The organism is Granulicatella sp. HMSC30F09 (assembly GCF_001806915.1).
In the GTDB taxonomy this organism is placed as follows: domain Bacteria; phylum Bacillota; class Bacilli; order Lactobacillales; family Aerococcaceae; genus Granulicatella; species Granulicatella adiacens.
Genome location: NZ_KV786419.1, coordinates 1 through 24,590 on the forward strand (window position 1 = coordinate 1; position 24,590 = coordinate 24,590).

Here is a 24,590-nt window from a genome sequence, read left to right on the forward strand (position 1 = left end):
AAAATGTGTCCAGGATTCTGGGTACATATCAATTGTAGCGCGTTTTTTATTTACTATGATTATGCTTTTAATTCTGCTGTTAAGCTTTCTAATTGGTCTACTAAATGTCCAACGTAAGCAATGGCTTGTTTTAATGGTTCATCTGTTGAAACATCACAACCCGCATGAATCGCTAAGTCTTTGGCAGACATGCTTCCACCTTTAGATAAAGTATCTAACCACACTTTAGCGTGTTCAGGATTCTCTTCGATTTGGTTGGCAATTGCAGTACCGATTGTAAGCCCTGCTGAATACGTATATGGATATAATCCCATGTAGTAGTGCGGTTGACGCATCCAAGTTAATTCTGCACCTTCATTGACAACTAAGCTGTCTCCGAAGAATTCTTGCATCACTTCTTTTTTCACATTTGATAATACATCCGCATTCAACATTTCGTTATTATCAATCATCTTGTAAATACGATCTTGGTACACAGCTTCCATATAATGCGTTACCATGTTGTGGAAGTACGTACGGCTAATCATATTGCTGATCACCCAACGTTTAAAACGAGCGTCTGTACTTGTCTTGAGTAAGTAGTTCGAAACAATCACTTCATTACATGTTGAAGGAGCTTCAACGAAGTATAATGAACATTCATTGTTTAAAATCGATTGATGTTTCCCTGTTGACATGAAGTGGTATGCATGCCCTAATTCGTGCGCTAACACGAACACTTCGTTCATTTTACCTGTCCATGATAATAGGATAAATCCGGCAACGTTAGGAACAGTCGCACAGAATCCACCAGTGCTCTTACCAATGTTTTGTGGGAAGTCTGTCCAGCGTTTGTCATAACTTTCGTCAATCATCGCCTTGTAGTCTTCGCCTAGAATACCTAAAGCTTTCTTCAAGTATTCACGAGATTCTTCAATTGTCATATCCACTTCGAATTCTGGATCCAAGTTGATTTTGGCATCCATAAATTGCATATCAGAAATGCCGTGTTCTTTCGCTAATAATTTAATGTAGCGTTGCATATGAGGCGCTAAGTCTGTCATCAGCATACGAATTTGACGGTCGTATAATTCACGATTCCCATCTTGTTCGTCTATTAAGTAGTCAATCACACTATCATATCCACGCATTGTTGCCATCATTTTTTCTTTCTTCAATTGAGAAATGTATTCATTGGCAAGTGTATTTTTATATGCGTTTAACGTCTTGTAGAAGCTCTTAGCCGCAGCGCGACGCACTTCTTTGTCCGCGTCCATTTCGTGCAAGTTTTCGTATAATACAAAGCTATTTTCAAGTGTCTTCCCATTTGCTTCAAATGACTCGAATTGCATATCTTCATGTTTTGTTACTTCATATAATTGGTAGAAACCTGGTAAGCTGCTTAAGTTTGATAACACTTGTTCTGCATCTTTTGAGAGCGTATGTTTCTTTTGACGAATCACTTTTTCAACAAAGTAGGCTAAGTCTGGTCTCTTCTTGGCTACGAATTGATTTAAGAAATCTTCGTCTAATGAAATGAGTTCTGTCATTACAAAGCTCATATTTTCCGCATAGGATACGCTGACTGCTTCAAATGCTGTCGCATTTTCAATCACTTTCGGATTCAAGCGGTCAACCGTCATTGGGAGTTCTGCATAATGAGAAGCGCGGTATACTGCTAATTCGATTGATTCATATTGGCGAATCGCTTCATCTAATACTTCTAAATCTCCTAATTTATTTTCATATTTTTCTTTGAAAGCTTTCATTTCTTTCTTTAGTTTGTCCAACTCTGCATAAAATGCTTCGTCACTTGGGTAAAGTAAAGTCATATCCCATGTAATAGAAGGATCTACTTCACTTCTTGGTACTAATTTAATTTCAGCCATAATTTCACTCCTTTTCAGTTAGTATCAATTATACACAATCTCCCTATCGTTTGCTATACTAGGACTATTAGAAAATCGAAAGCAGGTGGCTCTTTGTATATTCAAAACGAACTTTCTAATAGTTCTCTTTTACTGTCTATTCCTCATAGTGGGCTCCATATTCCAGAAGAAATAGAAATTCTTTGTAATCCACTTGCCAAACGAAATCATACCGATTGGTTTCTTCCTGAATTAGTCGATTCTAATTCTTATACAATCATCCAAGCTACTGTTTCTAGATACATTGTTGATGTGAATAGATTTAAGCCGACACAGAAACACTCCATTCAACCGATTATTCCAAGGACGGATGAAGAAGGTGTTCCTCTATTTAAAAACTTCCCTTCTAAACAGAAGCAAAGGCAATGGATTCAAGATTATTACGAGCCTTACTATCGTAAAATTCAAGAGCTCTTAACTCAAAAATTGAGCATTCATCAACAGGTTTTTCTTTTAGATTTACACAGTTATGATGATTCGCTTTTTCCTTCTCATGAAATGATACTTGGGAGCAGGAAACAGACTTCTATCAGTAAGAATTCCCTTCAGAGAATAGAAGCTCTCTTTCAAGAACAAGACCTCCCTACTCGTTTAGATACTCCTTTTTTAGGAGGATGTATTGTTGCCACATTTGGAAAACAAGAACGTGTTCAAGCTCTACAAATAGAAATTCCTTACTCCTTCTATTTAAATGGAAAGAAACCAGACGACATAAAGTTTAATAAATTGCAGAAAAAACTACATCATATTTTTGATCAACTCAATAACGAAAACACCTAGATACCTTCTTACGATTGTATCTAGGTGTTTATTCTAATTTGTGTTTTCCTGTAATTTTTTAATTTGCTCTTCGAGGAGTTGAATCTTCTCCGCTTGAGAATTAATTTGTTCTTGCATTTTCGTCATTTGATCTTGATAGTTCTCTAATGGAGTTGATGTCGTTTTCGAGAAACTTCGGAAGATAAATACTGATAAAAATATTATTACGAGCGTTAGAATAATAAATACCCAACCTTGATTTCTTCTGACGTATTGGTTAAATGTTCTTTGAAAATTTTTCCCTGAGTTACTCATTCATCTTCACCTCTTGACTTTTCAACAGTATACCATTTATTTTGAAATATCTCTAGATGGCACTTGCAATTTTGGTCATTTGTTCGGTCATTGCACCCACTATACCTTCATCACACACAACGATTAAGATGTCACCAGACAGAAGAATCGTATCTCCTTTTGCCACTATTTCTTTTGCACCACGTCTTATGGTTGCAATAATAATCTCTTTTGGCCACTCCACTTCTCGAATGGCTTTTCCAACCAGCGAGCTATCCACCATAATTGGAATTTCAAAAGTCGTTCGTTCTCCTTTGGTAGTAGTAGAATGTTCTTTATCTAAACGTTCTGCTAACACTTCATAAATTGGGTCCATCTTCAAGAAGTCAGCCACAATATACGCCACTAAAGTACAAATTCCAAGCGGCATTAATTGGTTTAAGCCTCCCACCATTTCTGTTACAAGAAGTAAAGCTGTTAGGGGCGCTTTCCCAATCGCCGCAAAATACCCTGCCATCGCAAAGAACACAAAGCTAACACGAACACTTGGATCTACCCCTAAAAATTCAATGAGGAATTCAGCATATGCCAACCCAAGAAGAGCTCCAAGTGAAAGAATCGGTAAAAAAATTCCCCCAGGAAGTCCTGTTCCGTATGAAATCATTGAGTAGACAAAACGAATCACAAATAGCCCCACTAAAAATTGTACAGTATGATTTTCTTTAACGAGTGCTAATACTAACTCACCACCTCCACCTAACACATGCGGATTCCACATTCCAAGAGGAATAATCAACATAAAGGCAATGAGACAGTAATTATATGGTGCCACTTTTGGGAAAAGCGTCTTGTAAATCTTTGGCAAAGCTAATGTGAGACGATGGTACGCTAATCCAAAAATTGCAAGGACAATGCCAAGAAGGACAACATACCCATAATATTCCATCGGAAAACGTTGGTCATTCCCAAGGTTAAGCGATGGATGCGTCCCAAATACATTTAATGAAATAAAGTTAGCCACAATTGCTGCTGTTAGAGTTGTCACGGCGACAAGTGGACTGAAAGTATGATGAACTTCTTCTAATACAAACATGAGTCCAGCAATCGGAGCATTAAACGCTGCGGCTAGTCCAGCTCCAGCTCCACTGGAAATAAATACATTCTTCTGTACACGATTTGCCTTAAAGGTCTCTGCCACTCCTTGGCCAACTGATGCTCCTAATTGAATCGAAGGACCTTCACGTCCAAGCAAGAGTCCTGAGCCAATCGAAATCGCTCCACCGACGAATTTCTTCCAACAGACAGACCACCAATTCATATCCATCTTTCCTTGAAGTTGTAATTCTACTTGTGGAATCCCACTCCCTTTTATATCAGGATCGCTCTTTACAATCTGCCCTAAAATAACCCCCATTACAAGGCTAAAGAGAATCCATGCCGGAATCCATTGCGGTTGTTCTCTTAAAAACGAATAGACGGTCACTACTTGTTCTAAAATAAAGCCAATCATATATCTAAATAAACTAACCGCACTTCCTGCTAGGACTCCGATTAATGCGCCAATAGCAATATACCCTGATTTTCGGTATCTCCGAGGGTTCAAATGACTCCAAAACTCCACTCGCACTCATCCTTTACAATTTATTCTCTTTCATTATATCAAAGTCTGCCCATAAAAAAAGGAAGAAATGAAAATTCTTTCACTTCTTCCTTTATTTTATTCACCTTGTAAGTCTGCTTCATCAAGAGCATTCATTAAACGGAATAGTTCTTCCTCTGTTAATGCTGCTTTTTCCTCTTTTGAAAAATCGCGTACAATCTCGCCACGATGCATGACAATGAGTCTGTTTCCAAAATGAATCGCGTCAGATAGATTGTGTGTAATCATAAGCGCGGTTAAGTTCTTTTCTTCGATGGTTTCTTGTGTTTTCTGCATAATTTTGCGCTGTGTTTTCGGATCAAGCGCTGCTGTATGTTCGTCTAATAGTAATAGTTGCGGAGCGTTCATCGTTGCCATGAGGAGTGAAATGGCTTGGCGTTGTCCGCCTGATAAGAGTCCGATTTCTGTATGAAGACGGTCTTCTAAGCCAAGTCCTAGCGGGGCTAGTAAGGCTTCGAATTGTTGCAATTCTTCTTTAGAAGACGTTTTAAAGAGGCTACGTTTTTGACCTCTCCGATTCGCTAAGGCTAAGTTCTCAGCAACTGTCATCCGAGGAGCCGTCCCTTGCATTGGGTCTTGGAAGACACGACTAATATAAGCCGCACGTTCAAAGTCCGCAGTCTGTTCGATTTGATGACCTCCAAACGAAATCGTTCCTTCATCTAAAGCAAAATTACCGGCAATCGCGTTTAGGAAAGTCGATTTCCCAGCACCATTTCCGCCGACAATCGTAATGAAGTCCCCTTCTTGAATCGATAAGCTGACGTTTTTTAGCGCCTTATGCTCACGAGATGTTCCAGGGAAAAATGTTTTAGATAAGTGTTGAATTTCAATACTCATTTAGTTTTCCCCCTTTCTATGACGTGTGCTTTTTTGCTGAATCCAGCTCTTTATTTGTGGCACTGTTAAACAGAAGGCAATCAGTGCTGCTGAGATAAGTTTGAAGTCATTTGCTTGGAAGACATTGAGTAATAACACAAGCATTAATAGTAAACGATAAATAATCGATCCGTACAAAATGCAGACAAGACGTCCAACGAAGGACTCGTCCGCAAAAATCACTTCACCGATGATAATCGCAGCTAGAGCAATAACGATGGTTCCAAGACCTGAGTTCACATCTGCGTATCCATTATTTTGCGCTAAAATCGCACCGGCTAAGGCGATGAGTGCATTGGAAAGCATCAAGCCAAATACTGTCATCTTACGCGTGTTAATTCCAAGTGCACGCGCCATCTTTTCGTTGTCCCCTGTTGCAATCAGCGCTTGTCCAAATTCTGTTTTGAAGAAGCAATACATCAAGAAGATTAAAATCCCAATCACGACAAGCCCCATAATGATGATGTCAAAATACTTTGGTAAGCCCAGTTTTGAAAGGACACTAAAAATGGTATCTTGCCCAAGCAGTGTGATATTGGCTTTCCCCATCACACGTAAGTTAATTGATAAGAGTGACGTCATTGTTAAAATCCCTGCTAATAAACTTGGGATTTTACAAACAGTCATCAGAAATGCCGTCACTCCACCAGCAAGCGCCCCAGCAATCATGGCTACAAGCGTTGCTAAAAATGGATTTACCCCTTGTTGAATCAAAATCACACAAGTGGCAGCCCCAAGAGGAAAGCTCCCCTCTGTCGTCATATCTGCAATATTTAAAATTCGAAAACTAATGAATAACCCTAGGGATAATACGCCCCATAATATCCCTTGAGAAATCGAAGAAATTACTAAATCCATTTCGAAAAAAATCCTCCTCTGAAACGATCATTATGACGTTTAAGTCATATTGTGTATGAATCACCACATCATATAGTCGTTATCATATCAACGTTTCTAAACTATCTTATTTAATTGTTGGTGTTACTTTTTGTGCATCTTTTAAGATACTTTCTGGAATTGTAATGCCTAATTTTTTCGATTTTTCTTCGTTGACATAAACAACACCTTTGTTTGCTAATGTGATTGGTGTATCGGCTGGGTTTGCACCTTTTAATACTTTTACAACTACTTTAGCTGTTTCTACACCGATTTGGTATTGGTCAACCCCTACTCCTAATACTCCACCATCAGCAACCATTGTATCTGCTGATGGGAATACTGGCACTTTAACTGCATCTGTTACTTGAACGACTGTTGCCATTGCACTTGCGATTGTGTTATCAATTGGAACGAAGATGGCATCTACTTGGCTTGCTAAACTTTCAGTTACTTGTTGAATATCGTTTGTGTTTGCAATTGTTGATACTTTAACTTCTAGGCCTAATTCTTTCGCTGCTTTTTGCGCTTCTTCGGCTTGTTTCACAGAGTTATCTTCGCTTGAAGTGTAAAGGATTCCCACTTTCTTCATGTTAGGAAGAACTTGTTTCATGATTTCTAATTGTTGTTTGATTGGTGTACGGTCACTCACCCCTGTGATGTTGTTTCCTGGTTTTGATTCGCTTGCGATTAGGCCTGCTTCAACTGGATAAGTAATCCCACCCATGATAATTGGTGTTTCTTTTGTATTGTTCGCCAACGCTAAAGTCGCAGGAGTTGTAATCCCTACTAAGATGTTGTTTCCGCCTGAAACTAATTTTTCAGACATGCTGGCTAAGTTACTTTGGTCTCCTTGCGCGTTTTGAAGGTCGATTTCTAAGTTTTTACCAACTTCGTATCCTTCGTTCTTCAATTCGTCTTGTAGCCCTTTATAGATGGCATCTAAAGCTGGGTGGCTAAGTAATTGTAATACCCCAATTTTAACATTTTCTGTTTGTGTAGATGAAGTGTTAGTTGTATTTGTATCTTTATTTTTATCGCCTGATTGATTGAAGAATAGTGCTCCTATCACTACTAATACTAATAATACTCCGAATAAATAAATGCCTTTGTTCTTTTTCATGATGAATTCCTCCAAAATTGAATATGATATTGCAAACTCTATTAAAAAAAGAGACTACGTATTCCACTACGAGTCTCTCATACAAATAGAAAGACCACGTCAGCTCTAGTCTATAGATCTACGTGGTCGAGTTTGCTTTAAAAGATAAATTCCACATAGATACAAGTTCACGTCAATGAAGGTTGTATCTACATGTACAAATGTACGTTAAGAACAACCTGTATCTAGTGGCTTTGCCAACGCGAATTTAATTTTAATACGATACAAATGTTTGCCATGTTCTTAACTCCTTTTCTAGTGATGTGTTCATTATGAACGCAAATGTCCTCGGTGTCAACTATTTTTTTCAAAAAGATGATCTTTTATTTTTATCAATATCTATGAACACATTGTTATTTCTTAAACAATTCTTTATTTTTTATTGAGGTTTTCTTAAATCTGTGCTATTATATCAAAGGAAATTAATAAAACATTTTTTTCACAAAGGAGAATGAAAATGAGAAAAGGAATTATAGCTAGTTTAGCTTTATCTTCCGTACTATTACTAGCAGCATGCGGAAATAATAGTTCACAATCTTCGTCTTCAGCTAAAGAAACAACTACTACAACTGCTGAAGCTGTTGCAAGTGCTTCTGCTCAAAAATACGCAGATCCTTCAACATTAAAAGAAAGCTACGATGTTATCATCGTTGGTTCAGGGGGTGCTGGTCTTTCAGCAGCCATCCAAGCTAAAGAAGCTGGCTTAAATCCAGTCATCTTGGAAAAAATGCCAACTGCAGGAGGAAATACTACAAAATCTTCAGCTGGTATGAATGCTTCTCAAACGAAATTCCAAGAAAAAGAAGGAATTCAAGATTCTAACGATAAATTCTATGAAGAATCACTAAAAGGTGGACATGGAACTAACAACCCTGAACTACTTCGTTACTTAGTAGATAATTCAGCTAGTGCCATCGATTGGTTAGATTCAATGGGAATTACACTAAGCAATTTAACAACTACTGGTGGAATGAGTCAAAAACGTACTCACCGCCCTGCTGATGGTTCAGCTGTTGGTGAATATTTAGTAAATGGATTATTACGAAATGTTTCTGAAAGAGAAATTCCATTATTCGTCAATGCAGTAGTGACAAAAGTAAATGAAAAAGACGGTAAAGTAACTGGAGTTAATGTAACTATTGACGGTAAAGAAAAAACAGTCTCTGCAAAAGCAGTTGTTCTAACAACTGGTGGATTTGGTGCAAACATGGAAATGGTTACTGAATACAAACCAGAATTAAAAGGCTTTGTTACTACAAACCAAAAAGGTTCTACTGGTGACGGAATTGTTTTAGCAAAAGAATTAGGCGCTGCTACAGTAGATATGAAAGATATTCAAATTCACCCAACAGTAGAACAATCTACTTCAACATTGATTTCTGAATCTGTTCGTGGTGAAGGTGCTATTCTTGTGAACCAAGATGGTAAACGTTTCTATAATGAAATGGAAACTCGTGATAAAGTTTCTCAACAAATTATTGGATTAAAAGAAAAATATGCTTACTTAGTATTTGACTCTGCTTTAACTGAACGTGCTAAAGCTGTTAAATTCTACGAAAAACGTGGACTAGTGAAAAAAGCTGACACGATTGAAGCCCTAGCAAAAGAGATTAATGTTCCTGCTGATGCTTTAAAAGCAACCTTAGAAACTTGGAATAAAGCTGTTGCCGATAAGAACGATGCTGAATTTGGCCGTAAAACAGCAATGGATCATGACTTATCTAAAGGTCCTTACTACGCAATCCAAATTGCTCCTGGTATCCACCATACAATGGGAGGATTGAAGATTAATACGAAAGCTCAAGTTCTTAAAGAAGACGGTTCTGCGATTCAAGGTCTGTATGCAGCTGGTGAAGTAACAGGTGGTGTTCACGGTGAAAACCGTATCGGTGGTAACGCAGTTGCTGATATCATCATCTTTGGTCGTCAAGCAGGTGCCCAATCTGCTGCATATGCAAAAGAAAACTAATTAATTTCCAATTGAACAAAAACGAAAAACTCTGAAGCTGTGCTTCAGAGTTTTTTTATGAAGTGAGCTATAAAAGACTAATCCTCATCCTTAATATCAATATCTTCTGGGATTGGTTCATCCAAGTACTTTTGATATTCTTCTAAGAGACGTTCCCGTTGTTTCAAGAAGAAGTCGAACTGCGCACTGTTCAAGAGTACCTCTCCATCCACTTCCACCGTCTTCACTTGCTTTGTTTGGATTAAATGCATGAGATACCCTAATTCGATTTCCAGATTCTCTGCAGTTTGTTGTACGGTATAATACATCCTTTTCCTCCAATAAAAAAGCTACCCTAAACGAATGGTCTAAGGTAGCCAACATTTTCAATTATGCTAAAGCTTCAACAAGGCTTTGTGCGAAAGCTTGGATATGTTCAATATCTTCTGCTTCAGCGTTTAAGTCTACTAAGACATTTTCAGCACCTTTTTTGGCACCTGTTTTTGCAAATTGAGCATCAAAATCTAATACGGATTGGCAGAACTTATCATAGAAAGTATCTCCTGAGCCAAGCGCTCCGTATACTTTTCCTGTTAAATCTTCTTCCTCTAATTCTTCATAGAAGTCAACGATTTCATCAGGTAAGTCGCCATCTGTTCCGTAAGTATATGTTGCGACAACATTAATATCATAATTATGGAATTCGCTTGCTTGTGCTGAAGTACATTCTTTCACATCTACTTCTACTCCACGTTCTTCTAATGCTTCTGCTAAAATATCCGCAATCTCTTCTGTATTACCTGTTAAACTTGCATATACGATCAATGCTGTTGCCATGATACCACTCTCTTTCTCATTCAATACAACGATTATAACAAATCCACAAAACTCCGTCTATTGTTTCTGACAAAAATAATGAAGTCTCTATACTAAACATCGAAAACTTTAAAAAACTATTCAAGCACTCCTATAATAATCCTTTACAAATTTAAAAATTAGTGGGAAGCACACATTAACTCTTTGCACTTTTTCAATTTCACGAAGGTAAATACGTAGTAAATCAATTCTTGGACCTTACGGATTTTATCATAATCATCCGTAACGATTCAAAAAATCTGTGAGCAGCACTCATTACATCTTGGCACCGGTCCATTTCACGAAGGTGAATAGCTAGTAAATCAATTCTTGGACCTTACGGATTTTATCATCACCATAATAGGGAATGATATTCAAGATGAATTAGTAGGAGTTTGAGCTTGCTCATTACTCCTACTTTGAAGATTGAAAGATGAGAGACGAAGACTCGAATCGGTATCCTATTATGGTAATGATAAAAATAATCCGTAAGGATTCCAAAGAATTGAATTAGCCACCATATTCACTGAGTTTTTTTAGGTATACTTTATCTGTTGCACCCCTTTTTCAAAAGTTTTACTATAATAAACGAATTTATTTTTAGGAGATGACAATTTTGCCATTATCAGCAACGGATCGCCTCAAACAAGCCGAACGCGGAGCCCTTTTAAGTATCGGCACATATATCTTTTTATCCGCAGCAAAACTGTTCGTTGGGAAACTCTTCAACTCCGAAGCCCTGTTTGCCGATGGTTGGAACAACTTTACAGATGTGATTTCATCAATTCTTGTATTCGTAGGGTTACGCTTGTCGCAAAAACCAAGCGACGAAAACCACCCCTACGGCCACTGGAAATTCGAAACAATTGCTAGCCTTGCGACCTCATTTATCATGTTCTTTATCGGGATTGAAGTCGTCAGAAATGCCTTCCAAGCATTCCTTAACCCAGTAACGGAGGCTCCTTCACTCATTTCTTCTGTCGTTGGATTCTTCTCAGGGATTGTGATGATTGGTGTATACTTCTACAACAAAAATCTGGCAGCACGCATTCAATCACTAGGACTTAAGGCAACCGCTAAAGATAACTTAAGCGATGCGATGACCAGTTTCTTGACAGCCTTAGCGGTGTTATTTGCTTCTCTTGGCTTACACTGGCTCGATAACATCATGGCTTTCGTAGTCGGTCTTCTCATTGTCCGCACTGCTTACGAAGTATTTTCTGAGAGTGCCTTCCAATTAACAGATGGCTTCGATCAAACTGAACTAGATAAATATATTCCAGTTATCCTACGTCATCCCGAAGTTAAAGATATTCGTGAAATCAAAGCCCGTCGTTATGGATCGAATATTTATATTGACTTAACGGTGTGTATGGACGAAGCCTTAACAGTTTTCAAAAGTCATCAAGTAACGGAATTTATTGAAAAAGAGCTTTACAACGAGTTTGCTATTTCATTTATCGATATTCATGTCGAACCGTATCCTTATGAGTAAAAAAATCCCAATCTCTTTTTGAAGAGATTGGGATTTTCTATTATTGAATCGTATTAAAGTTCAAGTTAAACGCCTGTTTTACAGAATCACTTGCTTCGCTAACGGGAGTCTTTGAAACGTATTTTCCTTTAAAACAATAACGTTTTGTCGCATTGTAATCATCACATGTAATTAAAGTAATTTCTGTAACACCAGGTTGGTCATTAATGACTTCCACTCGTGTTGGTTCGATTAATTCTACAGACGTTGTTTCATATTCATACACATACTCTAAATCTGTTGTATAAATCTTATCTCCTACCTTTAAATTGACAAGAGGTGAGAATAATAAAGTCATATCTCCGAAATAATTATGACTCGCTAATGCGTAGTTTCCTTGGCCCATTTTCTGTGTGGGTTTCATTGTTCCGGCTCCTGAGAGAAGGACTTCATTTGCTAAACCTTTATAAATCGGTAAATTCAATTTCACACTTGGAACTGCAATTTGTCCTAGTGTTAAAAATGTCCCTTTTTTCATATTGGCTTTTAAGACTTGATTTAGATCAATCGGTTCTACTTTAGAAAAGTCAAATTCCGCTTCTTGCAATTCATTGGCTTTAACCGCTGACAATGTTAACGAAGAATTGATTTCAGACTGTTCTGCTTGTAGTCTAGATAATAAGAATGTACGAATCGGATCCGCAGCTAACAAGATGGCAGCAATCACAAATAAAATTGACGCCAAAAAGATTCTCCAGTTGAATTTTTTCTTTGGCTTATGATTCTGCTGTTGGTTTCGACTATTTCTTCTTCCTTCTATTTTTTCCATACATCAATCCTCTTTCTCTTTTGTGCTCACAAGGATCCAATATCCCTTATCTAAAGCAATACGCTCTACATTTCCAAAGACTTCCAGCATTTTCTTTTGCGCACTTGGAGCACCTTGTTTCTTCTGAATTACGATGACTAGTTGGCCGCCATCTATTAAATGGTCATATGCCTCTTCTAAAATACGATGAACCACTTCTTTTCCTGCACGGATTGGCGGGTTACTAATAATGACAGAATAGTCCTTCGCATTTATTTCATCATAAATCGAGCTTTCGTGAATCAATACATTTTCAATCCCATTCGCTTTAGCATTACGTCTAGCTAATTCGAGTGCACGTTCATTGACGTCTACCATTTCTACATGCATCTTCGGATAGGCCTTTGCAAAAGACAAACCCATTGGACCATAACCACAACCAACATCTAACAGTTTTCCTTCCTGAAAAGAAGAAGGAACTTCATAAGACTCAATCAATAACTGACTTCCAAAATCAATGGTATTCTTTGAAAACACTCCATTGTCACTAACAAACTGGAAAGAGAATCCTTTTAAAACATAACGAAAATGTTTCTCTTGACTCTTACTATTTGGTTGCTGTGTATAATAGTGATTTTGATTCATGAGTATCTCCTTTTTTTGTATCTTTCTTCATACTAGCATAAATCACCTTTTTTCCAAAACAAAAAAACCCGCTGTTTGGGAACAGCGGGAAAAGGTTAGGAGGGTTTACTAATAAAAAAATGTTGGGAGTTCATTTTTTTATTTGGGAGAAGTAAACCTTAGGTGTTTTATTGGGTATGAATAGATTATAGAGGTTACTTTTGAATTTTTTGTGAATTTTACTTTGAATTTTTTTAAAATGAAACTTTTTTTATATTTTGATATCGTCGTAGTCAGTACTTTTTTTGAATAATTCGACTACATAGGAACAAGTTGGTCGAATTTTTAAATTATTCTCTCTCGCATATACAGCCAAACGATCTACCAATTGACGTGCTACCCCTTGCCCACGAAGACTAGGATCTACAAAAGTGTGATTTGCCACAATCACTCCCTCTTCTTCCGGAGTATATGTAATTTCTGCATCCACTTCTCCTGCAGCATTATAATGTCTAAACGCTTGATTTTCTTGAACAAATTCCATTAACGACTCCCCCTTTATAGTTCTATCTCTAGTATACGACTCAATGAGATAGAAATCGAAGAATGTGATTCGAAAATAGTAACATTTGTTATACCTATTTTATAACGAAGTCATTTTTTTGATTATGGTATTCTGTTAACAGAAATTATTTTTAAGAATGGAGAATTTGTTATGCATATACCCGATAATTATTTAAGCCCAACAACTTGTGCAGTTTTAGCAGTTGCTGCTGCACCAGTAGTGGGATTATCCATTACGAAAGTAAAAGCTCAATTAAAAGAGAATAAAGAATTAGCGCCTATGCTTGGAATCGCTGCTTCATTATCTTTCTTATTAATGATGTTTAATGTTCCAATCCCTGGTGGTACAACTGCTCACGCTGTTGGCGGCGTGTTACTTTCAATCTTAATTGGACCGTATGCCGCAAGTCTGGCGTTGACCGTCGCTCTTCTCTTACAAGCTCTTCTATTTGGAGATGGAGGAATTCTTGCTCTTGGCGCAAATATTTTTAACATGGCGATTGCAATGCCATTTGCCGGATATGCTGTTTACAATTTCTTCCGTAAACAAAACCATGAAACAGCCGGAGTTCTCGTTGGTTCTTACGTAGGGATCAATGTGGCGGCATTTTTAACAGCCATTGAACTTGGAATCCAACCAATCATTGCCACTCAAGGAGGAGAGCCACTGTATAACCCTTATGGATTAGCAGTTACGATTCCTGTCATGATGGCAACTCACTTAACGATTGCCGGTGCCGTAGAAGTCTTCTTTACTTATGTGATTTATCGTTTCGTAAAACAAGTCGCTCCACAAGAATTGTACACACCAACTTCAGTCAATACGACTTCTTTCGTGAAGAAAATCCGCTATGTCTTAATCGCCTTAGTTGTGTTAAGTCCATTAGGATTATTAGCAGAAGGTACTGCTTTTGGAGAATGGTCTTCTGAAGAACTTGCTGAAATGATGACCAATGTCCCAGCAGGAATCGAGAATGGATTTTCATTCGAAGCCCTCTTCAGTGACTACACCATCCCTGGGACAAACATCGCAGTTGGTTATATTTTATCGGCCATCACTGCACTATTAATCTTCTATATTTTAGGAAAAATGATTCGATCAATGAATGGAGCAAAAGTATCTCATGCGTAAGCTACCTGATTGGCTACAAACCGAAGAAGCACTCGCAGCCTCTTCAAAAAGCCATCAATATTTACAAATGAATATCAACTCATTGCGCCGTCTCCTTGGCAAAATGAAGCAAACGACACCCGCATTGAAGGCGAAATCTTCGTCCTCAATGCGGCTCGTTTACTTTGTGTGCTTAGCCATTCTGATCACACTCAGTCACTCTACTATCCAACTATGGATTTTATCGATTTTCCTATTAGCGCATATCGCCTTTCTTCCAGGTGAAGCGCTCTTCCGTCTATGGAAAGTTCTCACTCGCGTACTTATCTTTACAGCGATTGTCCTCTTACCAAGCATTCTTCTAAGAGGCTTCCAGAACAGTGGCCTCTTCCTTGGCCGCACAGGAATTCTGGTCTTAAACTTGGCGCTCTTTTTAGCCACAACGACAAGCGTTCAACTCGTTGAAGCTCTTCGCCAGTTACATTTTCCTAAAACGATGACTCAAACAATCGAACTCTCGATGAAATACACTTATATCCTCGGAAAGAATCTACAGCAACAAATCGAATGCGTCCAATTGCGAACCATCGGACAAAAAGTAAATCTCGGGTTATTTGGATCGATTCTTGGGCTCTTGTATTTATCATCGAAAAACCACACTAAAGAAGTCTACGAGGCCATGACGCTTCGAGGTTACGGAATGGATGTCAAAAATAAAGTCCCTTTCCACTGGAAGAAAGAGGACGTCTTATTATTACTCGAATTAATCGTGCTGGTTGTTGTAACAACCGTGCTACGCTAGAAAGGAACGCTTATGATTACAATTCAAGATGGAAATTATCACTACAGCGAAGACATTGGAATCCACGACATCAACCTTCATATCGAAAAAGGCGAAACAGTGGCTTTAATGGGGCCAAATGGAGCCGGTAAATCTACACTCTTTAAAATTTTGGTTGGGTTACTTCCTCTCTCTTCTGGACAATACCAATTTAACGATTGGGCGGTGGATGCAGAATTCTTAAAAGAGCCAAGTAATGCTGGTCACTTATATCAACAAGTTGGTTTAATTTTCCAAAATAGCGATATCCAATTATTCAATACGACGGTTGCTGAAGAACTTGCCTTTGGTCCACGTCAACTCGGATTAACTGAAGAAGAAATCGAACAGAGAGTGAATGATACGCTGGCGCTTTTAGAAATCGAGCACCTAAGGGACCGCATTCCCTATCACCTATCAGGCGGGGAAAAGAAACTCGTGGCGTTAGCCAGCGTGCTCACGATGAATCCAAGCGTATTGTTGTTTGATGAGCCTTTTAACGGCCTCTCACCTAAATACCAACGCCTCATTGTGGAATTACTACAAGAGTTAAAAACAGCAGGAAAAACGATGATTATTTCCTCTCATCATTTCGATCAAATTGCCTCTATCGTTGAACGTGTCCTTCTCTTTTCAGAAGAACATACGATTACTACTAGCTATTCAAAAATGGATTGGGAAAACCATCCAGAACTAAGAAAAGCATTTACTACTTGTTAAAAATCGAATGTATCATTTTTGATACATTCGATTTTTTAGCCCTATATTATAAACTTTTCTACAGTATATAAAAAATCCCGAAATTCACTTATAAGTGAATTTCGGGATCTTTTATTTTAACTTCAACAATTCATTGTTTTGGCAGTATTACTTGAAATGTACTCCCTTTTCCAATCTCGCTTTCAACTGATATACTTCCACCCAGTTGATCTACAATTGTTTTTACAATCGCTAATCCTAAGCCATTCCCTTCTTGCACATGAGAATGTTCCACTTGATAAAATTGTTCAAAAATATGTCGTTGATCTTCCTCGCTCATTCCAATTCCATTATCAGCAATCGTGACTCTAGCGGTATCCTTCTCTTCTTGGATATCAATCATCAAATGTACACTATCCGAAGAGTACTTTACTGCATTATCCAGCAAATTTGTCCACACTTGCATGCTTAAATCTGGATCCGTCACACAATGAACGGGCTGACTCGTAAAGGTCAAGTCAATCTCTTTTTGCTTCCACTTTTCCGTAATCAAAATCACTGCATGACGGATTTGTTCATCCAGTTGAAGTGGTTTTTTCTTTGGTTCAAAATCACGTTCCATCTTTGTCAATGTGACGATTCCATCACATAAACGACTTAGACGAAGGCTCTCTGAACGCAAAATACCTGTCAAATCTTTTCTAGTAGATTCATCAAGCTTTTCGTCAGCTAATAAGTCACTCACTCCTACAAGAGAAGCGATTGGTGTTTTCAGTTCATGAGAAAGATTAGCAATAAACGCAGATCGATGTTCGTCACTACGTCTCAAATCCTCGGCCATCTGATTCACATGTTGAGAAAGCTGAGCCAATTCATTGTGATATTTAGCAGTGTCTTTAGGATAATGCTTGAGAGGAATCTTACGGTTAAAATCTCCTCTTGAAATGGCCTTAACAGATTCATTCAATTCTGAAATAGGTTTCGTTAAATGAACAGACCCATACCACATGGCAAGACTCCCTACGAGAATAATGACTAAGCTAAAAATAATTAACCATGTTTGGAAGCTAACCTCTACCATAAACCAGTGTTTTAGGACAAAAACAGTCATTAAACCAATAATACTTGTGCTCACTAAGACACTACAAAACATGAAGACGAAATAGTTTCTGAGAGGAAATTGTATTTCTTTTTGTTTATCCATTTTTAATCGTCCCTTTATACCCTAATCCTCGTATCGTTACAATTTCAAAATCTTTATTCTCTTTAAATTTTTGTCGGACCCTTTTAATGCATGCATCTACTAATCTTTCGTCAAGGTCCTCTTCCATCCCCCAAATATCATCCAATAAATCCAAACGAGTAAATATTTTTTCTGGATTACTGAGTAATTTATAGAGTAAATAGAATTCTTTTCGAGGGATTTGATAGACTTCATCTCTCTCTAAATCCGTTAAAGTTAATGCATTGTAATCAAGTCGTGTATGTTCAAAAAGCAACACTTTCTCTGTTTCTAATTGAGCTCTTCTAAGTAAGGCTTGTACTCGTAGAACAAGTTCAGTTAAACGAATCGGCTTCACCATGTAGTCATCGACGCCTAACTTAAAAGCTTCTTCCAGAGATTCTAACTGAGATTTTGCCGTAATCATTAAAATGGGTAAAGTATGCTTCGTTTCTCGTAAAGCTTTTACAAGAGCGTATCCATCCATCACGGGCATCATAATATCAGAAATTAATAAATCGACTTGATGCTTCTCCATTAACGAGAGAGCTTCCTCTCCGTTTTCAGCAACGTAAATCGTGTAGTTTTCTTGTTTTAACTTGGTCGTAATCAATGTGCGAATCGCATGATCGTCTTCAGCAACTAATATACTAAACATAGCTCCACCTTCTTTCTGGAACATTATAGCATAAATGCTTACAGACGAACTAACTTCCCTTTTTTCATCTCGTAAACCGTATCTACATACTCAAGCACTGAACGGTCATGAGTCACCATGATAGCACTCTTATGTTTAGACTTCACTTCACGCTGAATTAATTGCGCGATTTCTTTTCCTTTTTCAGGATCAAGACTTGCGGTAGGCTCATCCGCTAATATTAATTGCGGATTCCCAATAAAGGCACGAGCAATCGCAGCACGCTGCTTTTGACCACCTGACATTTGATTTGGGTACTGACCGTAGCAATTCTCTATACCTAGCTCTGCCAATAATCCTTTGACTTCCTCTTTTCGTTTTGAAGCGTCTTTCTCACCTTTTAATTTTGCTACTACTTCTAATTGGTCTCCAATTTTCATATAGGGCAATAATTGATGATCCTGGAAAATAAAGCCTAATAACTCAAGTCTCTTCTTCGTCCATTCACTTTGTTTTAAATTCGTAAGATTTTGTCCCCCTATAATTACTTGACCGCTATTAGAAGATAGGAGTAGTCCTGCAATCGATAAAAGCGTTGATTTTCCTGACCCAGAAGGCCCTAGGATGGCCACAAACTCTTGTGGTTCAACGGTTAAATTCAAATCGCAAATAACATCTCTCATTTGATTTCCATCTGCATATGATTTTTTTATCTGTTGTAATTCAATCACTGACATCTTATTCACCATTTCCACCAATCACTTCGATTGGATCTACTTTCTTAATTTTTAATAGAGATAATGCTCCGCAAATAATCGAAATAACGATAAAGCTAACTGAAATGACTGCATTATCTTCTGCTTTCATATAAAACGGCATACTTACAGGTAAGAATGGCGTTAAGGCCAAGGCAAGACCTAATCCAATGCCAATCCCGATAATAGAAAGAATCCCTACTTGTGACAGTTGAATTCTAGTTATTTCTCCCATCGACATTCCGATTGCTTTTAACACACCAAATTGTTTCAGTTTTTGCAAAGCTAAGATGTAGAAGAATACTCCAAGGATTGCGGCTGAAGCGATTAATAATACCCAAGTCATTGTTTTTAAAATCATATTGGTTGCAGTATATCCTGGAATCTTATTAATAATTTGTTGCTTATTCGATACCATCAACTGTTCTGATAAATCGTCTGCTGTTACCGCTTGGCTTGTGATGATGGCCTGTGGTTGCCAAGTGTAATTTGGATTTTTCTTCTGACGCATCTCTTCTAATGTCTTAGAACTAATGAAGGCTACTGAACTATGTCCATATTTTGCATCTTGGGCAAAAGCAACGACTTTCAGTAAAATATCTGAAGTCTTATCTTTAATGGTATCCCCAACGTGAATTCCTTTTGCCTTGTACGATTCATCAAGAATCACTTCGTTATCAGATAAGTTCGCCGCTACATAACCGTCTTCTGCTTTAATGGTTAAATTCTTGTACGTATCCATCGCAAAGAACGTCACATCTTGCGAACCTTCCTCGTCCTCTTTCATAAATGTAGAACGTTGAATTACTAGCCCCGTCTGCTCTTCTAGATGGAGGTCTTCAATTTCCGTTAGTTCTGAACTTGTAAGAGTTGAGTAAGGAATGACCCCTTCTGAATCCTTTGAAAGAATATATTGAACGTCTCCAAATGTATCAATTTGTGCCATAATAATTCGTCCTAAGCCGTTCGTTAAACCTGACAAGAAAATGACCATAAACATCATGATAACAATCAGTACCTCAATTAATATAAATTTTTTCGGTTGGTATTTAATTTCATTCCATGCTATTTTCAATGTAATTTCTCCTCTTTATAAAATCATAAGCCTAGTATACGTGAGTTTTATGACCTGAATATGACATCATTTCGGAAATTAGGGCTTTCAAGCACAAATCACATCCTGATTGAGTTGGAGTTATGTGAGGACTTTTAATGGGGACTATTTTTCTTACTCGGGATTTTTTTATAATTGATGGAAGATGCAGATAACGTAAAAAGCAGTAGATTGGGTTTCTACTGCTTTTCTTTTTTACTTTAATTCCAAAATTCTTCTACTTGACTTAAAATTTCATCTGCTGTTTTTAGTGTTGCTTCTTCAATAGACATCCCTGTTTTTTTCAAATAGTACTTGATGAGATGGTACCCACAAGTATATCCAGAAGCGTAAGGAAGACCGACTGGGTTACCACCTTGCATCTTTGTAATTTCATCGCCATATAAATACGGCATTGCTTCTTGCATATTGTTAATAGAAAGACTGTCTTTTAATTTTGGTTTAATAATCGTATTTAATGTTTCAAGATCATTCTTTGTGACCCAAGGACCAATATTTTCTTGTCCAAACATTTTCTCTGCAAAATTCTCTGCAAGCCCCTCTGCAACAATCATTTCTTTTAAGGATCCCATTTCCCAATCAACGAATTGATAACGAATATTATGATTGCATTCATGCGCCATCGCAGAAGCAATTCTATTGATGGTATATTCATTTGGTACCAGGGATAGGAAAATATACCCTGGAATCCCTCCATCTCCACTGTAATTTTCATTAATCCTCATCATCGGACTTGCTTCATTTCCTAGTAAAGCCGTAACATAGTAATCTTGTTGTTTTAATGAAATTCCTTTCGATGTAAAGCTTTCGACGGAACGGTTAAAGGCTTGTTTAATAGTCTCCCAAAACTCTTTATCGAATTGATTTATCATTTGAAGGTCTTCTTCAGATAAATCTTTTGGCATCTTGTGCATATACCCCATTAGTGTCATCACATTGAATGGAATTCTTTCATCAAATGAAATCCGTTGAATAGCAAACTTTTCTTTGAAGGGTAGTAATAATTTTTCTTTGAATAAAGCATCTCTTTGATCTACAGGAAGCGTTAAGAGCTCTCTATAAACACTGTCTGATTCGATTAAATGTAATTTCATAACATATTCCTCCTTTGATTGATATTAGGAGTATATACCCTTACGTTACGTCAGAGTCAACACCTTTTCATTCACCCTTCTTAAATAAACTCTCATCAAATACAAAATGGAGGAATGATGATATAATGAACAGACAAAAAAGTTATTGGAGGAATCGTTTTATGGAATTTACTCATAAAATTCCTAGCGTTGAAGCTTACAATCGATTAAGAGTAAACGCTGGAATGAATAGCACTAAACCTCATTCTGAAGTGAAAAAGGCACTTGAAGGGACTCTTTTCTTAGTTTCTGTTTATGAAGATGATGAACTCATTGGCCTAGGAAGAATTGTTGGAGATGGCGGGGTCACTTTTGTCGTATCCGATATTATGGTAGACAAAAAGTTTCAAAGACGTGGAATTGCCAATAGAATCATGGAAATGATTGATCAGTGGTTTGACGAAAATACACATGAGAGCAGTTTTATCACTTTGCTAGCTAAAGTCCCTGCGGACAAGCTCTATCATAAGCATCATTTTGCCTATCTTGACGAAAATCGAGTGGGCATGATTCGAGAAAAATAAAAGATTTATCATCTTTTTATAGAATCGTTATCTTAGAACTCCCCGAACCATTTAGTTGCAATCAACAAAAAAACCTTGTTTTTCAAAAGAATTCAAAAAACAAAATGGATGTCCCCTGTTCAATACAGGGAAACATCCATATGTTCAGCTTAATTTAATAATGTGTCCAGGATTCTGGGTACATATCATTAAATGTTCTCTTTTTTTAAATTATAAATTACAAAGATGCTTTGCAAGAGAAACTAACTCTTAGCTTTATTTGTCATCTTTATTAATCATATTTTTAACGCCTTCGATTGCTCCTTCGACTGCATCTTTTGCATCTTCAGCAACTTCTTTAACTTTGGAAACTACTTTTTCAGCAGCCCCTTCTTTTTCTGTTTTTTTATCACCAGTTAATTTTCCAAGCCCTTCTTTAACAGAGCCTTTAGCTTGATTGAATTTTTCTTCTACAGACATAGTCTTTACCTCCATTATGAGTTTTAATTTTTTCATATATTTATAGAAAAGAAATAAAATAAGAATCTCTTTTCGTACTTAGAGTTTTAATGAACGCGAGCTTTTTGCTTAGACAAAGTATTTTTTATTTTGACCTATTGAATCCTCACATCATTAAATTTTAAATTGTATTTTGAATGTTATAAGACAATTTATGCCTTTTTACCCAAAAAGAATGATACAACAGCTACTACAATAACTGCACCAATGATAGAGGGAAACAAGGCCATTCCAGCCAAACTAGGGCCCCAAGTTCCCAAAAGTGATTGACCCACAGATGAACCGACTAAACCTGCAACAATATTTGCAATAACTCCCATAGATCCACCTTTTTTAGTGATTGATCCAGCAATAAGACCAATGACACCTCCGACAATAATAGACCAAAGCATATCGATTCTCCTTTCTAAATTTACTAAATCAAAATTCAAATCTTTTGATTAATGTGATTATATAATTTGCCAACTTGGAAGCATAATAATTCAGCTTAATTTTCCCTCCGTTTTTATGTACTTTACATACAATAAAACGATAAAACACTTATTTTAGATGGTTTCGATAGAAAATTAAGATGCCTTTTCATATATTTTGAGTTGTTAAGTGAATTAAAATATACACATTATGGTAAGATTGAATTATAATAAAACCACTATACTATAAAGAAAGATAACAATTTTATGCGAGAATTACTGTCTAAAAAAAGTCACAGACAATTAGAATTATTAGAAATACTATTTGAAAATAAGCGCTGGTTTCATATTTCTGAACTAGCTGAATTACTGAATTCTACAGAGCGTTCAGTAAAAGATGATTTATACCATATCAGGTCTTCTTTTCCTGACTTGATATTTCATTCTTCAACAAATGGTATACGTATCATTAATACCGATGATAGTGATATTGAGATGGTCTATCATCATTTTTTTAAACATTCAACTCATTTTTCAATTTTAGAATTTGTTTTTTTTAATGAAGGATATGATGCTGAGAGTATTTGCAAAGAGTTTTATATCAGTTCTTCGTCTCTTTACCGTATCATCAGTCATATTAATAAAATTATTAAGAAACAATATCATTTTGAAATTAGCCTCAATCCTGTTCGAATTACTGGAAACGAGATAGATATCCGTTATTTTTTTGCTCAGTATTTTTCAGAAAAATATTATTTCCTAGAATGGCCATTTGAAGATTTTTCGCCAGAACCACTCTCTCAATTATTGGAACTAGTTTATAAAGCAACGTCTTTCCCGATGAATTTATCAACTCACAGAATGTTAAAGTTGCTCCTAGTTACGAATTTATATCGAATAAAGTTTGGTCATTTCCTGGAAGTTGAGAAAGATTCTTTTAATAATCAATTGTTGGAAATTTTAATGCAGGAAGATGAAATGGAAGATATTGTCAAAAAATTTGAATCAGAATACAATATCTCTTTAACGAAAGAAGTAATAGGTCAATTGTTTGTATCCTATTTTCAAAAAATGTTTTTCATAGATGAAAAAGTATTTCTGAAGTATACAATGACGGACAGCTATGTAAAGAAATCATATCATTTGTTGGGAGAGTTAGTTGATCAGGTATCAAGAGAGTATAATATTAAAGTAGACAATAAGGACAATCTTATTTGGCATCTGCATAATACGGCACATCTTCATCGCCAGGAATTATCTACAGAGTTTATCCTATTTGATCAAAAAGGCAATACAATCAAGAACTTTCAAAATATTTTTCCTCGATTTGTTTCAGATTTAAAAGACGGGATTCTGCATTACTTACAGAGTTTGGACATTGATAGTAATTCAATGAAAGTCAATCATTTGGCCTATACGTTTATCACCCATAGCAAACACTTAGTGCTAAATCTTTTACAAAATCAACCTAAATTAAAGGTTTTGGTTATGAGTAATTTCGACCAATATCATGCAAAATCAGTAGCTGAGACACTTGCTTACTATTGCAGTAACAATTTTGAGCTGGAGGTTTGGGGTGAATTAGAGTTGTCCGTTGATGCTCTAAAAGAATCACCGTATGATATTATTATTTCTAATTTTATTATTCCACCTATTGAAAATAAAAGATTAATTTATTGCAATAATATTAATACAGTTGCTCTAATCTCCTTACTTAACGCGATGATGTTTATTCGACTAGACGAGTAACTTAGATTATGTTTATAACAAATTAATATCCACCTGCTAAGTGAAGTACGGAACAATACGCAAAAAAGCCTTGGTTTCCCAAGGCTTTTTGTGCCTAAAAAATGCCCC

The 24,590-nt window shown here is 36.8% G+C and carries 26 protein-coding genes; 8 read left to right on the forward strand and 18 right to left on the reverse strand.

The genetic code is table 11. The features are described 5' to 3' along the window. Positions 1–59: 59 nt before the first annotated feature. A complete protein-coding gene (gene pepF / locus HMPREF3103_RS03445) occupies positions 60–1,868 on the reverse strand; it encodes an oligoendopeptidase F (RefSeq protein ID WP_070437229.1) in 1,809 nt (602 codons plus the stop codon). A 93-nt stretch (positions 1,869–1,961) separates the two neighbouring features. On the opposite strand from pepF, the gene HMPREF3103_RS03450 reads away from it, so the two are divergent. After that, positions 1,962–2,687 carry an N-formylglutamate amidohydrolase gene (locus HMPREF3103_RS03450; protein ID WP_070437231.1) on the forward strand — a complete coding sequence of 242 codons (726 nt, stop codon included), beginning with the start codon at positions 1,962–1,964 and terminating at the stop codon, positions 2,685–2,687. Between the two features lie 33 nt (positions 2,688–2,720). Here HMPREF3103_RS03450 and HMPREF3103_RS03455 read toward each other — a convergent pair whose 3' ends face one another. The 5 genes from HMPREF3103_RS03455 to trpX form a co-directional block, all read right to left on the reverse strand. Beyond that, positions 2,721–2,981: a hypothetical protein gene (locus HMPREF3103_RS03455; protein WP_070437233.1), complete on the reverse strand. Its 261-nt coding sequence runs from the start codon at positions 2,979–2,981 to the stop codon at positions 2,721–2,723. A gap of 52 nt (positions 2,982–3,033) precedes the next feature. Continuing rightward, the gene (locus tag HMPREF3103_RS03460) at positions 3,034–4,581 is read right to left on the reverse strand and encodes a ClC family H(+)/Cl(-) exchange transporter (RefSeq protein WP_070437235.1); all 1,548 of its coding nucleotides are present in this window, start codon (positions 4,579–4,581) and stop codon (positions 3,034–3,036) included. Between the two features lie 96 nt (positions 4,582–4,677). Then, positions 4,678–5,460 (reverse strand): ABC transporter ATP-binding protein, encoded by a 783-nt coding sequence (locus tag HMPREF3103_RS03465; RefSeq protein ID WP_070437237.1) that lies wholly within the window; start codon positions 5,458–5,460, stop codon positions 4,678–4,680. After that, positions 5,461–6,357, reverse strand: coding sequence for an ABC transporter permease (locus HMPREF3103_RS03470; RefSeq protein ID WP_049555774.1), 897 nt, complete (start codon positions 6,355–6,357; stop codon positions 5,461–5,463). It lies immediately after the preceding gene. Between the two features lie 106 nt (positions 6,358–6,463). Continuing rightward, positions 6,464–7,498 carry a tryptophan ABC transporter substrate-binding protein gene (gene trpX, locus HMPREF3103_RS03475; protein WP_005606920.1) on the reverse strand — a complete coding sequence of 345 codons (1,035 nt, stop codon included), beginning with the start codon at positions 7,496–7,498 and terminating at the stop codon, positions 6,464–6,466. 496 nt (positions 7,499–7,994) lie between these two features. Here trpX and HMPREF3103_RS03480 point away from each other — a divergent pair, with 496 nt between their 5' ends. Then, on the forward strand, positions 7,995–9,506 hold the full coding sequence (locus HMPREF3103_RS03480) for a flavocytochrome c (RefSeq protein ID WP_039849121.1): 1,512 nt from the start codon (positions 7,995–7,997) through the stop codon (positions 9,504–9,506). 77 nt (positions 9,507–9,583) lie between these two features. Here HMPREF3103_RS03480 and HMPREF3103_RS03485 read toward each other — a convergent pair whose 3' ends face one another. Both HMPREF3103_RS03485 and HMPREF3103_RS03490 read right to left on the reverse strand, forming a co-directional pair. Next, positions 9,584–9,814 (reverse strand): hypothetical protein, encoded by a 231-nt coding sequence (locus tag HMPREF3103_RS03485; RefSeq protein ID WP_005606923.1) that lies wholly within the window; start codon positions 9,812–9,814, stop codon positions 9,584–9,586. A gap of 61 nt (positions 9,815–9,875) precedes the next feature. Continuing rightward, complete coding sequence (locus tag HMPREF3103_RS03490) at positions 9,876–10,322, reverse strand: flavodoxin (RefSeq protein WP_039849122.1); 447 nt, start codon at positions 10,320–10,322, stop codon at positions 9,876–9,878. Between the two features lie 625 nt (positions 10,323–10,947). On the opposite strand from HMPREF3103_RS03490, the gene HMPREF3103_RS03495 reads away from it, so the two are divergent. Beyond that, complete coding sequence (locus HMPREF3103_RS03495; RefSeq protein WP_005606926.1) at positions 10,948–11,835, forward strand: cation diffusion facilitator family transporter; 888 nt, start codon at positions 10,948–10,950, stop codon at positions 11,833–11,835. A gap of 40 nt (positions 11,836–11,875) precedes the next feature. On the opposite strand, the gene HMPREF3103_RS03500 is transcribed toward HMPREF3103_RS03495, so the two are convergent. The 3 genes from HMPREF3103_RS03500 to HMPREF3103_RS03510 all read right to left on the reverse strand — a co-directional run bounded on the left by HMPREF3103_RS03500 (position 11,876) and on the right by HMPREF3103_RS03510 (position 13,790). Then, positions 11,876–12,643 (reverse strand): class A sortase, encoded by a 768-nt coding sequence (locus HMPREF3103_RS03500; protein WP_005606927.1) that lies wholly within the window; start codon positions 12,641–12,643, stop codon positions 11,876–11,878. 3 nt (positions 12,644–12,646) lie between these two features. Beyond that, entirely contained in the window at positions 12,647–13,267 is a 621-nt protein-coding gene (locus HMPREF3103_RS03505) for a class I SAM-dependent methyltransferase (RefSeq protein ID WP_070437239.1), read from the reverse strand. Between the two features lie 250 nt (positions 13,268–13,517). Continuing rightward, positions 13,518–13,790, reverse strand: a complete 273-nt coding sequence (locus tag HMPREF3103_RS03510) for a GNAT family N-acetyltransferase (protein WP_070437241.1) — start codon at positions 13,788–13,790, stop codon at positions 13,518–13,520. 171 nt (positions 13,791–13,961) lie between these two features. Between HMPREF3103_RS03510 and cbiM the strand changes: the two genes are divergently transcribed. The 3 genes from cbiM to HMPREF3103_RS03525 are packed head-to-tail and all read left to right on the forward strand — an operon-like array spanning position 13,962 to position 16,461. Beyond that, on the forward strand, positions 13,962–14,942 hold the full coding sequence (gene cbiM, locus HMPREF3103_RS03515) for a cobalt transporter CbiM (RefSeq protein WP_070437243.1): 981 nt from the start codon (positions 13,962–13,964) through the stop codon (positions 14,940–14,942). After that, positions 14,935–15,723 carry an energy-coupling factor transporter transmembrane component T gene (locus HMPREF3103_RS03520; protein ID WP_070437245.1) on the forward strand — a complete coding sequence of 263 codons (789 nt, stop codon included), beginning with the start codon at positions 14,935–14,937 and terminating at the stop codon, positions 15,721–15,723. Before cbiM ends, HMPREF3103_RS03520 begins: the two co-directional genes overlap by 8 nt. Before the next feature lie 12 nt (positions 15,724–15,735). After that, positions 15,736–16,461, forward strand: a complete 726-nt coding sequence (locus HMPREF3103_RS03525) for an energy-coupling factor ABC transporter ATP-binding protein (protein ID WP_070437247.1) — start codon at positions 15,736–15,738, stop codon at positions 16,459–16,461. 130 nt (positions 16,462–16,591) lie between these two features. Here HMPREF3103_RS03525 and HMPREF3103_RS03530 read toward each other — a convergent pair whose 3' ends face one another. From HMPREF3103_RS03530 to HMPREF3103_RS03550, 5 genes are all read right to left on the reverse strand, one after another. Further along, complete coding sequence (locus tag HMPREF3103_RS03530) at positions 16,592–17,644, reverse strand: HAMP domain-containing sensor histidine kinase (RefSeq protein WP_070437250.1); 1,053 nt, start codon at positions 17,642–17,644, stop codon at positions 16,592–16,594. After that, entirely contained in the window at positions 17,637–18,320 is a 684-nt protein-coding gene (locus HMPREF3103_RS03535) for a response regulator transcription factor (RefSeq protein ID WP_039849128.1), read from the reverse strand. The genes HMPREF3103_RS03530 and HMPREF3103_RS03535 overlap by 8 nt, the downstream gene beginning before the upstream one ends. A 38-nt stretch (positions 18,321–18,358) precedes the next feature. Beyond that, positions 18,359–19,048: an ABC transporter ATP-binding protein gene (locus HMPREF3103_RS03540; protein ID WP_371440378.1), complete on the reverse strand. Its 690-nt coding sequence runs from the start codon at positions 19,046–19,048 to the stop codon at positions 18,359–18,361. Continuing rightward, the gene (locus HMPREF3103_RS03545; protein ID WP_070437254.1) at positions 19,038–20,129 is read right to left on the reverse strand and encodes an ABC transporter permease; all 1,092 of its coding nucleotides are present in this window, start codon (positions 20,127–20,129) and stop codon (positions 19,038–19,040) included. Before HMPREF3103_RS03545 ends, HMPREF3103_RS03540 begins: the two co-directional genes overlap by 11 nt. A gap of 239 nt (positions 20,130–20,368) precedes the next feature. Then, positions 20,369–21,262 (reverse strand): DUF2268 domain-containing putative Zn-dependent protease, encoded by an 894-nt coding sequence (locus tag HMPREF3103_RS03550; protein WP_070437256.1) that lies wholly within the window; start codon positions 21,260–21,262, stop codon positions 20,369–20,371. A 161-nt stretch (positions 21,263–21,423) separates the two neighbouring features. On the opposite strand from HMPREF3103_RS03550, the gene HMPREF3103_RS03555 reads away from it, so the two are divergent. Next, on the forward strand, positions 21,424–21,825 hold the full coding sequence (locus HMPREF3103_RS03555) for a GNAT family N-acetyltransferase (protein ID WP_070437258.1): 402 nt from the start codon (positions 21,424–21,426) through the stop codon (positions 21,823–21,825). 255 nt (positions 21,826–22,080) lie between these two features. Here the strand turns inward: HMPREF3103_RS03555 and HMPREF3103_RS03560 are convergent, their stop codons facing one another. Together HMPREF3103_RS03560 and HMPREF3103_RS03565 are read right to left on the reverse strand one after the other, a co-directional pair. Further along, complete coding sequence (locus HMPREF3103_RS03560; RefSeq protein WP_039849132.1) at positions 22,081–22,284, reverse strand: CsbD family protein; 204 nt, start codon at positions 22,282–22,284, stop codon at positions 22,081–22,083. A gap of 191 nt (positions 22,285–22,475) precedes the next feature. Then, entirely contained in the window at positions 22,476–22,715 is a 240-nt protein-coding gene (locus tag HMPREF3103_RS03565) for a GlsB/YeaQ/YmgE family stress response membrane protein (protein ID WP_005606947.1), read from the reverse strand. Positions 22,716–23,000: 285 nt separating this feature from the next. On the opposite strand from HMPREF3103_RS03565, the gene HMPREF3103_RS03570 reads away from it, so the two are divergent. Further along, entirely contained in the window at positions 23,001–24,482 is a 1,482-nt protein-coding gene (locus HMPREF3103_RS03570) for an AcpB/EbpR/MafR family transcriptional regulator (protein ID WP_070437260.1), read from the forward strand. Positions 24,483–24,590: the final 108 nt, after the last annotated feature.

What these genes read in the sequence shown, in the direction of transcription:
- HMPREF3103_RS03455 (WP_070437233.1), bottom strand. Translation starts at nt 2,981, where the DNA reads ATGAGTAACTCAGGGAAAAATTTTCAAAGAACATTTAACCAATACGTC.
- HMPREF3103_RS03465 (WP_070437237.1), bottom strand. Translation starts at nt 5,460, where the DNA reads ATGAGTATTGAAATTCAACACTTATCTAAAACATTTTTCCCTGGAACA.
- HMPREF3103_RS03565 (WP_005606947.1), bottom strand. Translation starts at nt 22,715, where the DNA reads ATGCTTTGGTCTATTATTGTCGGAGGTGTCATTGGTCTTATTGCTGGA.
- HMPREF3103_RS03485 (WP_005606923.1), bottom strand. Translation starts at nt 9,814, where the DNA reads ATGTATTATACCGTACAACAAACTGCAGAGAATCTGGAAATCGAATTA.
- HMPREF3103_RS03550 (WP_070437256.1), bottom strand. Translation starts at nt 21,262, where the DNA reads ATGAAATTACATTTAATCGAATCAGACAGTGTTTATAGAGAGCTCTTA.
- HMPREF3103_RS03560 (WP_039849132.1), bottom strand. Translation starts at nt 22,284, where the DNA reads ATGTCTGTAGAAGAAAAATTCAATCAAGCTAAAGGCTCTGTTAAAGAA.
- HMPREF3103_RS03505 (WP_070437239.1), bottom strand. Translation starts at nt 13,267, where the DNA reads ATGAATCAAAATCACTATTATACACAGCAACCAAATAGTAAGAGTCAA.
- HMPREF3103_RS03540 (WP_371440378.1), bottom strand. Translation starts at nt 19,048, where the DNA reads ATGGTGAATAAGATGTCAGTGATTGAATTACAACAGATAAAAAAATCA.
- HMPREF3103_RS03495 (WP_005606926.1), top strand. Translation starts at nt 10,948, where the DNA reads ATGACAATTTTGCCATTATCAGCAACGGATCGCCTCAAACAAGCCGAA.
- HMPREF3103_RS03480 (WP_039849121.1), top strand. Translation starts at nt 7,995, where the DNA reads ATGAGAAAAGGAATTATAGCTAGTTTAGCTTTATCTTCCGTACTATTA.
- trpX (WP_005606920.1), bottom strand. Translation starts at nt 7,498, where the DNA reads ATGAAAAAGAACAAAGGCATTTATTTATTCGGAGTATTATTAGTATTA.
- HMPREF3103_RS03520 (WP_070437245.1), top strand. Translation starts at nt 14,935, where the DNA reads ATGCGTAAGCTACCTGATTGGCTACAAACCGAAGAAGCACTCGCAGCC.
- HMPREF3103_RS03555 (WP_070437258.1), top strand. Translation starts at nt 21,424, where the DNA reads ATGGAATTTACTCATAAAATTCCTAGCGTTGAAGCTTACAATCGATTA.
- cbiM (WP_070437243.1), top strand. Translation starts at nt 13,962, where the DNA reads ATGCATATACCCGATAATTATTTAAGCCCAACAACTTGTGCAGTTTTA.
- HMPREF3103_RS03470 (WP_049555774.1), bottom strand. Translation starts at nt 6,357, where the DNA reads ATGGATTTAGTAATTTCTTCGATTTCTCAAGGGATATTATGGGGCGTA.
- HMPREF3103_RS03530 (WP_070437250.1), bottom strand. Translation starts at nt 17,644, where the DNA reads ATGGATAAACAAAAAGAAATACAATTTCCTCTCAGAAACTATTTCGTC.
- pepF (WP_070437229.1), bottom strand. Translation starts at nt 1,868, where the DNA reads ATGGCTGAAATTAAATTAGTACCAAGAAGTGAAGTAGATCCTTCTATT.
- HMPREF3103_RS03490 (WP_039849122.1), bottom strand. Translation starts at nt 10,322, where the DNA reads ATGGCAACAGCATTGATCGTATATGCAAGTTTAACAGGTAATACAGAA.
- HMPREF3103_RS03525 (WP_070437247.1), top strand. Translation starts at nt 15,736, where the DNA reads ATGATTACAATTCAAGATGGAAATTATCACTACAGCGAAGACATTGGA.
- HMPREF3103_RS03510 (WP_070437241.1), bottom strand. Translation starts at nt 13,790, where the DNA reads ATGGAATTTGTTCAAGAAAATCAAGCGTTTAGACATTATAATGCTGCA.
- HMPREF3103_RS03500 (WP_005606927.1), bottom strand. Translation starts at nt 12,643, where the DNA reads ATGGAAAAAATAGAAGGAAGAAGAAATAGTCGAAACCAACAGCAGAAT.
- HMPREF3103_RS03570 (WP_070437260.1), top strand. Translation starts at nt 23,001, where the DNA reads ATGCGAGAATTACTGTCTAAAAAAAGTCACAGACAATTAGAATTATTA.
- HMPREF3103_RS03535 (WP_039849128.1), bottom strand. Translation starts at nt 18,320, where the DNA reads ATGTTTAGTATATTAGTTGCTGAAGACGATCATGCGATTCGCACATTG.